Source organism: Paraburkholderia elongata (assembly GCF_013177735.1).
Classification (GTDB): Bacteria; Pseudomonadota; Gammaproteobacteria; order Burkholderiales; family Burkholderiaceae; genus Paraburkholderia; species Paraburkholderia elongata.
The window spans coordinates 1-1,470 of sequence record NZ_WOEZ01000346.1; the positions used below are offsets into that span (position 1 = coordinate 1).

Below are 1,470 nucleotides of genomic sequence, written 5' to 3' on the forward strand. Positions count from 1 at the left end.
CAGCCCTTTCAAGGTCTTGATCAAGATGTTTCGCCTTTGGCGCGTTTAAGCAGGCGGGCGGTACTGTGATGGGCACGGGCTACCGCGCCTTCGACATAGGGTGCGGGTTTGCGGGTCTTGGGGCCACGCCTGCGTGTACGTACCTGAGCCGGATCGACGCAGCGGGCCAGCTCGAACAGTTTGCCGGCAATCACATCGGGCGAGGCATCGCGCCAGTGCGACCATTCGTTGGGCGGCAGCGCGATGAGCATGCCCTCATAGTGGCTGCGAATCTGCACGGCAAGGTAATACGTGGAGACCTCCGGTGGCGCTGCACCGGTTTCATCGGCTGCAGCATGGGCAGTTTCAACACCGCGCTTGAGCGTGGCCAGCACGTTGTACGCCAGCACCGCGACGGTAAAACCCAGCAGCGCGGCCCGTGGATGACCCAGGGTGCGGATCTCGCTTTGCAGGACCGACTCGAGTCGCTGGAACATGCCTTCGATACGCCAGCGCTTGCGATATAGTCGGGCGATCTCGTGTGCGCCCACCGCGGCAGGCAGATTGCTCCACAGCCGGATCACCGTGTCGCCCGCCTCGGTGGGCTGCTCCAGCTGCAGTTCGATGCGCCGCCAGCCCTGCAGCCCGGACTTCAGGTCAATGAGTTGCTCACGTACCTGTCCGGTCTCGATGCGCTCAGCGTCCACCCATGGCCCACTACTGGCAAGCGGCGGTCTGTTGCGCCCATGTTCGCGCACGATGAAGCTGGCCTGCGCCTGATGCCAGCCCAGCAGGATTGTGCTGGTGCAGAAATTCCGGTCGGCCAGCCACAGCTCGCCCGGGCCGGCACATTCAATCAGCGGTGCCATGGCCGAGCGCTCCTGCGCGTGTGCGTCCTCGATTGCGATCAGATCGGTCACCAGTCCCAGATCCGGCTCGTAGACGACCAGGGCCTGCGCGGGTAACGCTGCGCCCCGCTGTTCGCGCAGCGCCGCCAGCCGTTTCTCACTGGCCGCCAGGTGATTGCCGTCAAGCACACGCACACGCCAGCCGGGTAGGCTGGCCGGGCATGGCCATGCCGCCAGCACTGGCTCCAGACGCTGTGCGCTTCCCTGTACCAGGGCACGCAGGATCGCGGGTTCGGTGCGGTTGACCTTCTCGTACAGCGCGGCCAGTGACACCGGCAGGTGCTTCGTCTGCGTCGCCGCAGCGTGCAGCGACGGGCTCAGCCCTAGCGACACCAGCGTCATGAGTTCCACCACCGTCGAGAACAGCAATTCCCGTGGATATTGCCGTTGCCGGTGCTCGGCAAACACCTCGTCGACCCATTGCGGTGCGATGGCTCTCTGCAGTGCCAGGCGTGCCATCACGCATACCGGTGCCTGCTGCTCGAAACGCTTCATCACCTCGTCAAACATCCCTTCGTACCCGTCGTCCTTGAACAGGTCGCCAGGTTACCAGGTTTGTCGCGCAAAGACCTTGAAAGGGCTG

General features: G+C 64.3%; 1 protein-coding gene. It reads right to left on the reverse strand.

Annotation, left to right across the window (positions count from 1 at the left end; all coding sequences use genetic code 11):
* Window positions 1-20 precede the first annotated feature (20 nt).
* Complete coding sequence (locus tag GNZ13_RS51145) at window positions 21-1,346, reverse strand: IS4 family transposase (protein WP_172170175.1); 1,326 nt, start codon at window positions 1,344-1,346, stop codon at window positions 21-23.
* Between the last annotated feature and the right edge of the window lie 124 nt (window positions 1,347-1,470).

Coding starts and splice junctions, on each gene's coding strand:
- GNZ13_RS51145 (WP_172170175.1), bottom strand. CDS start 1,346: ATGGCACGCCTGGCACTGCAGAGAGCCATCGCACCGCAATGGGTCGAC.